The sequence below is a fragment of the Rhodoferax sp. genome (assembly GCF_011391645.1).
Classification (GTDB): domain Bacteria; phylum Pseudomonadota; class Gammaproteobacteria; order Burkholderiales; family Burkholderiaceae_C; genus Rhodoferax.
On the sequence record NZ_JAABQC010000105.1, the window covers coordinates 1 to 9,198 of the forward strand.

A 9,198-nucleotide genomic window follows, 5' to 3' on the forward strand; every position below is an offset into this window, starting at 1 on the left:
GTGCCACTGGCTACACGGGCGCCACAGGCGACACCGGCAAAACCGGTGAAGGCACCACCGTCATCGTGATGCCGCCAGCTTCTGCGCCAGGCAATTAATATTTTTGCCCATCATTCAAGGAGAAACTCATGAGCTTAGGCACCATCCTGTTGATCATTTTGATCCTGATGCTGGTCGGCGCTTTGCCAACCTGGTCACACAGCAAGAACTGGGGCTACGGGCCCACCGGTGGCCTGGGTCTGGTGGTGATCATCATCATCGTCCTGCTGCTGATGGGTCGGATCTGACGCATTCGCAAGTTGACCGCTTGACGAAACGGCGCGCCAGCGCTGCGCTCATGGGCGTGGGGCTGGCAGCGACGGATTGTGGCGACATTGCCAGCTAGCCTGCCGGGCTGGTGCTGGCGTGCCCGGCGCCAACCGCATCACCCTGTCGGGCGATGCCGACAGTGACACTGTGGACGATCTCCGCTCAGTCCTGCAAAAAGGCATGAACCCGCCTTTTGGCGTAGCCCTTGCGGGTGCTGACCTGCTGGCTGCCAACGCTGACGCGGCGCTGCGCATGGACTGTCCATTTCTGCCGTAGCCACCCTGCCCGCATCGTTTGCCAACGGCATCTTCTCAGGCCCGCAGACGATGTGGGCAACGTGGTCTGGCGCGTGCACGCACAGCCGGCCCGCGGGCCAGGGCACTGACACGGCGAACGCGCCACGAAAAAGTACAAACCACATGACCCGAAGAACCCGAAGCACCGTTTTCAGCCGTTCAATCCAGCGCTCGCTCAAAGCCCTGACACGCAGCGCCATTCACGCTGGCACCAAGGCGATGACGCAGGCGCTGAAACCCGCCAAGCCCGTGATCCGCAAGGCTGCACCCCGCAAACGTGCAGCCGCAAAGACCTCTGCGGCCCGTCCCATGAAGGCTACTGCGGTCAAGCCAGGCACTGGTCTCACGGTTGGCATGGCCGGGGCGCAGCGTTACCGGCTTTTTGTGCCGCCTGGCGCACGCCAGACTGCGCGCTTGCCCTTGCTGGTGATGCTGCATGGCTGCACCCAAAGCGCCGAAGCCTTTGCCACCAGCACGCGCATGAACCAGATCGCCGCCAAAGAAGGCTTTGCGGTGCTTTACCCGGAACAAAGCCATCTGGCCAACATGCAAGGCTGCTGGAACTGGCACCAGACGCGCTCGGGCCAGGCACAAACCGAGGCAGACGCCATTGTTGCCGCCATCCTTCAGGTGTGCCAGCGCCAGGCGATTGATCCGGCGCGCATAGCCGTGGCCGGTCTTTCAGCCGGCGCCAGCATGGCCGCCCTGATGGCGGTGCGCCACCCGCAGCGCTTTTGTGCTGTGGCGATGCACTCCGGCATTGCGCCGGGCATTGCCCATTCTTCGGCGGGTGCGCTCGGCGCCATGCGCGGGCACGGCGTGGCCGCGCCACTGCTGCCCCTGTCTGCTGGCAAACACCTGCCCGCCTTGCTGGTCATTCACGGCAGCGCAGACCACTTGGTGGCCCCCAGCAATGGCACGGTTGCCGCCGAATTGTGGGCCACGCGTGAGGGCGCGAAGCCCACCAAACCGCGCACCGTGCAGCGTGGCGCGCGCTACCCGGCCACGCTGACCGACTACAAAACCAAAGGCCGGCTGGTGGCCACCCTGTGTGACATTCAGGGGCTTGGCCATGCCTGGAGCGGTGGCGCCGCCAGCCAGGCCTACAGCGACCCCAAGGGTCCTGACGCGTCGCGCATGATCTGGGCATTTGCCGTCAAGCAGTTTGCCAGGGTGGCGGCTTAATCGGCGTTTCTGTGTGCCGGCGCACTGATCACACGCGCCAGATTTCATAGGATGGCGCTTGAGTCGCAACGCACCTCGCGTTTGCGCCATACACCAGGAGCAAGCACATGCCAAGTTTTGGATCCCCCTTTTCAGGCCTCGCCAACGACAAAAAACTCACCCACGATGAGCTGGTCAGAGCCATTCGCTTCATGGTCGCGTCCGAATATGAAGCCACCCAGCTGTACACGCAGCTGGCCGAGTCCACCGACCATCCCCTGGCGATCCAGGTGCTCACCGAGATTGCCGACGAAGAACTCGTCCACGCCGGAGAGTTCCTCAGGCTGCTGCATGAACTGGCGCCAGAAGAAGCCATGCTTTATGCCCAGGGAGCCAAGGAGGTGGAGGAAAAAATCGAAACATCGAAGGGCAAGACCCAGCCCCAACCGCCCGCCCGATAGCGCGTGAAATAAACCCGGACTGGGTTCGCTGACGAACAGATTGAACGGACTCACGCTCCTATTCTCAACGGGCAGATCAAGCACTTGATGCTGTTTTTTAATCTCCACAACTCTTTTAGGAAAATTAACATGAACTACGAAACCACTGACACCACCCTCATGCAGACGGCAGAGATCATCGACGGTCCCGGCCCGGCCTTCATGTCCGCCACTTCGCTGATTGGCGAAGACGTTTACAACCTGCAGGACGAAGATCTGGGCGACGTCAAGGAATTCATGATCGACATGCGCACCGGCAAGGTCATCTACGCCGTATTGTCTTTCGGCGGATTCCTCGGCATGGGGGAGAAGCTGTTTGCCGTGCCATGGTCTGCGCTCACGCTCGACACCGTGAACAAGCGATTCACGCTCGATGTGAGCAAGGATCGCCTCGAAAGCGCGCCCGGCTTTGACGCCGACAACTGGCCCGACATGGCCAACCCGGAATGGGCGCGTGGCATTCACAGCTACTACGGCACCACAGCCAGCCCGTACTAATCGGACCGAAGTTGCCAGGGGTTGTTCCAGGGAATTCACATGTCAAACCTGATTTCACAGAAAGCCATTACCGAGCTGCTCTCGTTTGAAGGGCAACCCTGCCTTTCGATCTATCAGCCAACCCCATGGCAAGCCACCGAGAGCTGGCAAAACTCGATCCGGTTTTGCCAGCTGGTGAGGCGCCTTGCCGCATCACTGCAACGCCACGCCCCGACTCACGCCAGGCGCCTGCTCGAACCGTTCGAGGCGCTCGGCCATGATGCCGAGTTTTGGAGCCACACCCATGACGGTCTGGCCGTGATGGGCGGCGAGGGCCTGTTTCGGGCGTTCAGGCTGCAGCGTCCGGTGCCGGAACTGGCCCTGGTGGAAGACAGCTTCCAGAGCGCCATTTTCCTCAGCCGATGGACCGCGACTGAATGTATGGCTTGAGCCAAAAAAATTGAGGCACTGACATGTATTACATCGTTCCCACCAGAAAACCCTTTGACCAGGCGTGCACCGACCTTGAGGCCGCCGTGTTGCGCCACGGTTTTGGCGTGCTGCATATCCATGACCTGGGCGCCACGCTGCGCGGCAAAGGCATTGCATTTGAAGAACAATGCAAGGTGCTTGAGGTCTGCAATCCGGCGCAGGCGGCCAAGGTGCTGGCAGTCGACATGCGGCTGAACATGGCGTTGCCTTGCCGCATCTCGGTGTACACCGAAAATGGCGCCGCCAGGATCGGCATGATCAGGCCCCTGCCCATGCTGTCGTTCCTGTCTCAAGACGCCTTGCTGATGCAAGTTGCGAGAGAGGTCGAGGAAAAAACGATACAGATGATTGACGAAGCAAAATAGGCTTCGCCTACTTATCGCTCACGCCGGGCGATGTGCACAATCTGCCTGGCAGTGACTTCCAGCGACAGCACAAGGTCAATGCACCCGGTCGGGCGCCGTTGAAACACCTTGAGCCGCCCACACAGGCGATGAAAAAGCCTCTTACTGCGCTTTCACCCCCATGGCAAGCCCCTCATCGAGCGCCTGCAAGAATTCGTCGACCTTGATCGGCTTGGTGATGTAGCGGTAAAAGCCTGCGATCAAGCCCTTGTCAACGTCGCGCGGCATGGCATTGGCGCTCAGGGCCAGCACCGGGATGTGGGCTGTGGCTGTGTCGGATCGCAGTATCTTGAGGGCATCAAAACCATTGATGCCGGGCAGATGGATGTCCATCACGATCACATCGGGCTGCAAACTGCGCGCCATCTCTATGCCGCGCATGGCATCTTGCGCCCCAAGGAAATGCAGATCGCTGCGCTCGGCCAGCAGTTGCTCGACCAGGGCCAGGTTGACCAGGCCATCCTCCACGTACAGCACCGAGCGCAACGCCCCGCTGCGCGCCGGCGGCGCGGCTTCGGGGACTGGCGCCAAGGCGGGCGCAGGGCTGGCGGGAAGCGCCTCTGACACAGCCAGGTCGAACCAGAACTCGCTGCCAACTCCAACCGTGCTGCGCACGCGCATCTCGGCGCCCATCGACCGGACCAGCTGCTGGCTCACCACCAGGCCAATGCCCGTGCCCGTGTTTCTGCCACCCTCTTGCCCCAGGCGGTTGAACGGCTGAAACAATTGCCCAAGCTGCTGCGCTGACAAACCCATTCCCGAATCGCGCACGCTGATGCGCAGCCTCCCGGCTGTCGGGGTGCTGCAGCACACCTCCACCGAGCCGCCCTCCCGGTTGTATTTGATGGCATTGGACAGCAGGTTGATGATGACCTGCTTGAGCCGGATCGGGTCAGCCTGTGCGCTGAAGGTGACGGGTGGTTGCGGAAAACTGATGCGCACGGCACGGGCTGCGGCCAGGGGTTCAATCATGGCCTGGCAGTCCTGCAACACAGCGCCCACTTCCACGGCGTTCATGGTCAGGACTGCATGACCTGATTCAATGGTGGCCAGATCAAGAATTTCGTTGATCAACGACAGCAAATACCAGCCACCCTTGATGATCTGCTCCAGGCTGGCCTGCTGAGTCGGCGTGGGTGCCGGCTTACCAATTTCCAGCAGCTGGGCAAAACCCAGAATGGCATTCAGTGGCGAGCGCAGCTCATGGCTCATGCTCGACAAAAATTCGGATTTGGCCAGGTTGGCCTTGTCGGCCTGCTTGCGGGCAAGCTCCAGGGTCTGATTGGTCTTCTGCAAAGCGTCAAAAAGATTCCTGCGCTCGGAAATGTCGGCGATCACCAGGCGCAAATCGGTCTCAGCTGAGTCGGGCTGCACTGCGCTCACAACCAGCCTGACCCATAGCGCGACGCCATCGTTTTGCAACATCTGCAGCTCGCAGCTTTGGGCTTGCCCGGTTTCCAGCAGTTGCCGGCGGCACCGGTAGTAGTTGTCCTGGTGCGCCTTGACAATGAAGCGACTCAATGGCCGTTTGACCAGCGCGCTGCGAACCACCCCCAGCAACCCGGCAGCGCACAGATTGGCCTCGGTAATCAGCCCGTCGGCGGCCACCGTGAGGTAGCCCACGGGCGCCATGTCGTACAAATCAAAATACCGGGCGTGCGACAACTCAAGCGCCACCTGCGCCCGGCGCAGCTCCTCGTTTTGAAGTTGCAGCTCGATCTGATGCACCTGCAGGTCGTGCATCAATTGAGTGGCGTTGAGAGGTTCAAGACTCATGGCTGGCCTCCTGTTTTGCTTGCCGCCGCCTGGGGCGCACTGGCGCGCTCGGTGGTGGCAATGGCATACACCTTGCCAGCCTCATCCAGCAGCGCGGTGGCGGTCAGGTCAACATCAAGCACACGGCCGTCTTTGGTCAGGCGCCGGGTGTGAAACGGGGTCAGTGTTTGCGCCTGGCAGAGTTGTTGCACCTGCGCCAGCGCGGTGGACTGCAGCGCTTCGGGTACGCGTTCGCTCACATTCATTTGCAAGGCCTCGGCCTCAGTCCAGCCATACAGGTTTTCGGCCGCCGGATTCCAGGCAATGGTGCGGCCGTCAAGCGCCTGCACGGTGATGGCATCGTGCGCGTCGCGCACCACCACGGCCAGGCGCAGCAGCGCATTGGCCTGCTTGAGCGCCTCGCGCGTGCGCTTGACCTCGGTGACTTCGACAAAGGTGATCACCGCGCCCTCAATCACGTTGTCCAGGGTGCGGTAAGGCAGGATGCGCAGGGCATAGCTCTTGCCGTCGTTGGTTTGCACTTCGGCCTCTTTGGGCACCAGGGTTCTGAGCACCTGCTGCACGTCGGCCAAGAGGCTGGTGTAGCCCACCAGATTGTTGACAATGTGCGCCACGGGTCGGCCCACGTCGCTCAGGATCAGGTTGATGATGCTGCTGGCGGCCGGGGTAAAGCGCATGATGCGCAGGCTGTGGTCAACAAAAATGGTGGCAATGCCGGTGCCCGCCAGCAGGTTGTTCATGTCGTTGTTGGCGCGTGACAGGTCAGACACCTTGGTTTGCAGCTCAGTGTTGACGGTGCTCAGCTCCTCGTTGATCGACTGCATTTCCTCCTTGGAAGTTTCCAGCTCCTCGTTGGTGCTTTGCAGCTCTTCGTTGACCGACTGCATTTCCTCGTTGCTCGACTTGAGCTCCTCGTTGGTGGTTTCCAGCTCCTCGTTGGCGGCGCGCAGGTATTCTTCCTTGGCCTGCAGCTCCTCGTTGAGCTCGGCAATCTGGGCACTGGCCGCACTGGTCGCATGGGTGGCCGGCGCCGCCGGTGGCGCAACGGGTGCGGGCGTCAGTGGCTCGGGGGCAGCGTCGAGCATCACCAGAAACAGCGGAGACTCCAGTGCGCCGTCCGGCCCTCCCAGCACCGGACAAACGCTCAGATTCACCAGCGTGAAGTGGCCGTTGGTCTTGACGCGCACGCCCTGGGCGTGCACCGTGCCGCGGCTCGATGCCGCCTTGTGCAGGGTCACAGTGAGGTCGCGGCGCAGGCCTTCACGCGCCATTTTCAGGATGTTGTAGATGCCGGCCACGCCTGGCGCGGGCTCAAGGTACATGCCGGTCCGGCCATGCAGGTAAAAAATATCGCCGCTGCCGTTGACCAGCGCCGCAACTGCAGCCACCTGGCGCAACAGCGTTTGCTCGGTGAGTTCGCGCAGCGATTGGGTGGACGGTGGGGCCGCCTTGCCAGCCGCCTGCCCCAGATCCCTTTCAACCAGCGGTGGCAAGAACCGGCCCAGCGCGGCGCGTTGCGCACCCTGGAAATCTTCCTTGCGCTGGTAGATCTTGGCCTTGCGCTCCAGCACCACAAACAGGTCAACCTTTTCTCCGACAGTTTCCGAGGTGCCCAAAAACAAAAAGCCAGCCGTTTGCAGCGCATAGTGAAACAGCGAGATCAGCTTCTTTTGCAGGTCGGAACCCAGGTAAATCATCAGGTTGCGGCAGCTGATCAGGTCGAGCTTGGAAAACGGCGGGTCCTTGATGATGTCGTGCTCGGAGAACACCAGCAGGTCACGAATGTTCTTGTGCACCCGGAAGGCGCTGCCGTCGGGCTCCAGCGTAAAAAACCGCGCCAGCCGCTCAGGGCTGATGTCATCGGCAATGCTGATCGGGTAAACACCGGCGCGGGCCACGGCAATGGCCCGGCTGTCGATGTCGGTGGCAAACACCTGCACCTTGTAGCTGGCCCGAAGCAACTCAAGCTGCTCCTGCAGCAGGATGGCAATCGAATACGCCTCTTCGCCGGTGGAGCAACCGGTGCACCATACGCGCACCGGTGCACCTACCGGCTTGCCGTCGAACAGCCTGGGGATGACGTGTGTCACCAACGCCGCAAAGGCGTCCGGGTCGCGGAAAAAATTGGTCACGCCGATCAGCATGTCGTTGAACAGCGCCTGCACCTCGGCCGGGGTTTGCTGCAGGTACTTGACATAGGCGTCAATGCCCTCGACCTGGTGCACCGCCATGCGCCGCTCGATGCGGCGGTAAATGGTGCTGGGCTTGTACTGGGAAAAGTCGTGCCCGGTCTGGCTGCGCAGCAGGACAAATATTTTTTTCAGCGCGTTCTCACTGAGCGGCGCGGCTGCAATGATGTGGTGCGGTGGCCGCGAAAACACATGGGCGGTGTAGGCCATGAGTTGCGCCGCCATTTCGGCCGGCGGCAGCTCAAAGTCGACCATGCCGGTGGCCAGCGCACTTTGCGGCATGCCGTCAAATTCAGCAGATGCCGGGGTTTGCACCATCACCATGCCGCCCTCGCCCTTGATGGCGCGCACGCCCAGTGTGCCGTCGCTGCCGGTGCCAGAGAGCACGACGCCGATGGCGCGCTCATGCTGGTCAGCGGCCAGCGAGCGAAACAAGAAGTCAATCGGCAGGCGGTGGCCGCGCGGTGCCGCGGGCTCGAGCAGCTGCAGCGTGCCGTTCAGGAAAGCCATGTCGCGGTTGGGCGGAATGATGTAAGCGCAGTTGACCTGCACCACCATGCCATCCGCCACCTCGGACACCACCATGCGGGTGCGCCGCTGGATGAGTTCGGTGAGCAGGCTTTTGTGGTCGGGGTCGAGGTGCTGCACCAGCACAAAGGCCATGCCGGGGTCAACGCCAGCCGGCATGCCTGAGAAGAACGCCTCGATGGCCGCCAGGCCGCCGGCCGAAGCCCCGAGGCCCACAATGGGAAAGCCGCCTGCCACCGCAGGCTCAGGGGCTTGGTCCTGCTTTGTGGTCTTCTTTTTTGTGGCCATGGAATGCTCCGAAATGCGTGGTGAATGCGTGGTGTGGCTGATAGCTGGGCTGGGTCCGGACTGATCTTAACTTTGCGGGCCGATCGCGGGAAGCTCGGCCCGCCCAAAAAAGTCACCCTGAAACGTGGTGCAGCCCATGGCGGCAAGAAATTGATACTGCCCGGCGTTTTCGACCCCGGCGGCCATCACCTGCAGGCCCAGGCCTTGGCCGAGCGAGACGATGGCGCGCGACACATCGGCCACATAGGCATCGGCCAACACGGCCCGGACCAGCGAGGGTGCGATCTTGATCTGCGCCAGGGGCCAGCGGTTGAGCAGCAGTGACGAGCAACCGGTGCCAAATTCATCCAGCGACAGGCGCACGCCGCAGGTGTTGACAGCCTCCATCCTGGCAACTGTTTTTTCAATCGGCTGGCGCAAGTCAACTTCGGTCAACGTCAACGTCAGCAGGTGCGGCTTGATGCCGCTCGTCTGCAGCAAGCCGCTGAGCGTGTCGACGAAATCGGCCAGGGAAAACTGGCCGACACTGAGCCTGAGCTCGACGACCCAGCGCTCGGTGTCGGGATTTTTGGCCCAGCTCAGCAACTGCTGGCAGACCGCCGCCAAAGCCCACTTACCCAAGGCCACGGCCGTTCCGGATTCTTCGGCCAATGGCCAGAAGTCGGCGGCCTGCAGCAGCCCCCGCGTCGGGTGGTTCCAGCAGATCAGGGCCTCGGCCCCGGTGGGCACGCCCGCGGCGCCCACCTGCACCTGGTAAGACAACACAAACTCCTGC

General features: G+C 61.9%; 10 protein-coding genes. 7 read left to right on the forward strand and 3 right to left on the reverse strand.

All coding sequences use genetic code 11. The features are described from left to right. The first annotated feature begins 128 nt into the window (after positions 1 to 128). From GPS82_RS11890 to GPS82_RS11920, 7 genes are all read left to right on the forward strand, one after another. Positions 129 to 287 carry a DUF3309 family protein gene (locus tag GPS82_RS11890; RefSeq protein WP_296494965.1) on the forward strand — a complete coding sequence of 53 codons (159 nt, stop codon included), beginning with the start codon at positions 129 to 131 and terminating at the stop codon, positions 285 to 287. Positions 288 to 405: 118 nt separating this feature from the next. Further along, positions 406 to 585 carry a hypothetical protein gene (locus GPS82_RS11895; protein WP_296494968.1) on the forward strand — a complete coding sequence of 60 codons (180 nt, stop codon included), beginning with the start codon at positions 406 to 408 and terminating at the stop codon, positions 583 to 585. 143 nt (positions 586 to 728) lie between these two features. Next, positions 729 to 1,790, forward strand: a complete 1,062-nt coding sequence (locus GPS82_RS11900; RefSeq protein ID WP_296494970.1) for a PHB depolymerase family esterase — start codon at positions 729 to 731, stop codon at positions 1,788 to 1,790. A gap of 107 nt (positions 1,791 to 1,897) precedes the next feature. Continuing rightward, the gene (locus GPS82_RS11905; protein ID WP_296494972.1) at positions 1,898 to 2,230 is read left to right on the forward strand and encodes a ferritin family protein; all 333 of its coding nucleotides are present in this window, start codon (positions 1,898 to 1,900) and stop codon (positions 2,228 to 2,230) included. Between the two features lie 129 nt (positions 2,231 to 2,359). Next, positions 2,360 to 2,767: a PRC-barrel domain-containing protein gene (locus GPS82_RS11910; RefSeq protein WP_296494975.1), complete on the forward strand. Its 408-nt coding sequence runs from the start codon at positions 2,360 to 2,362 to the stop codon at positions 2,765 to 2,767. 39 nt (positions 2,768 to 2,806) lie between these two features. Further along, the gene (locus GPS82_RS11915) at positions 2,807 to 3,196 is read left to right on the forward strand and encodes a hypothetical protein (RefSeq protein ID WP_296494977.1); all 390 of its coding nucleotides are present in this window, start codon (positions 2,807 to 2,809) and stop codon (positions 3,194 to 3,196) included. Between the two features lie 23 nt (positions 3,197 to 3,219). Next, a complete protein-coding gene (locus GPS82_RS11920; RefSeq protein WP_296494978.1) occupies positions 3,220 to 3,603 on the forward strand; it encodes a DUF302 domain-containing protein in 384 nt (127 codons plus the stop codon). Between the two features lie 141 nt (positions 3,604 to 3,744). Here the strand turns inward: GPS82_RS11920 and GPS82_RS11925 are convergent, their stop codons facing one another. The 3 genes from GPS82_RS11925 to GPS82_RS11935 form a co-directional block, all read right to left on the reverse strand. Then, positions 3,745 to 5,418, reverse strand: coding sequence for an ATP-binding protein (locus tag GPS82_RS11925; protein ID WP_296494981.1), 1,674 nt, complete (start codon positions 5,416 to 5,418; stop codon positions 3,745 to 3,747). Further along, positions 5,415 to 8,423, reverse strand: a complete 3,009-nt coding sequence (locus GPS82_RS11930) for a chemotaxis protein CheB (RefSeq protein ID WP_296494983.1) — start codon at positions 8,421 to 8,423, stop codon at positions 5,415 to 5,417. Before GPS82_RS11930 ends, GPS82_RS11925 begins: the two co-directional genes overlap by 4 nt. A 66-nt stretch (positions 8,424 to 8,489) precedes the next feature. Continuing rightward, positions 8,490 to 9,198, reverse strand: a 709-nt coding sequence (locus tag GPS82_RS11935) for an EAL domain-containing protein (RefSeq protein ID WP_296494987.1), incomplete at its 5' end; no start/stop codon positions are given.

What these genes read in the sequence shown, in the direction of transcription:
- GPS82_RS11905 (WP_296494972.1), top strand. Translation starts at nt 1,898, where the DNA reads ATGCCAAGTTTTGGATCCCCCTTTTCAGGCCTCGCCAACGACAAAAAA.
- GPS82_RS11915 (WP_296494977.1), top strand. Translation starts at nt 2,807, where the DNA reads ATGTCAAACCTGATTTCACAGAAAGCCATTACCGAGCTGCTCTCGTTT.
- GPS82_RS11920 (WP_296494978.1), top strand. Translation starts at nt 3,220, where the DNA reads ATGTATTACATCGTTCCCACCAGAAAACCCTTTGACCAGGCGTGCACC.
- GPS82_RS11900 (WP_296494970.1), top strand. Translation starts at nt 729, where the DNA reads ATGACCCGAAGAACCCGAAGCACCGTTTTCAGCCGTTCAATCCAGCGC.
- GPS82_RS11890 (WP_296494965.1), top strand. Translation starts at nt 129, where the DNA reads ATGAGCTTAGGCACCATCCTGTTGATCATTTTGATCCTGATGCTGGTC.
- GPS82_RS11910 (WP_296494975.1), top strand. Translation starts at nt 2,360, where the DNA reads ATGAACTACGAAACCACTGACACCACCCTCATGCAGACGGCAGAGATC.
- GPS82_RS11925 (WP_296494981.1), bottom strand. Translation starts at nt 5,418, where the DNA reads ATGAGTCTTGAACCTCTCAACGCCACTCAATTGATGCACGACCTGCAG.
- GPS82_RS11930 (WP_296494983.1), bottom strand. Translation starts at nt 8,423, where the DNA reads ATGGCCACAAAAAAGAAGACCACAAAGCAGGACCAAGCCCCTGAGCCT.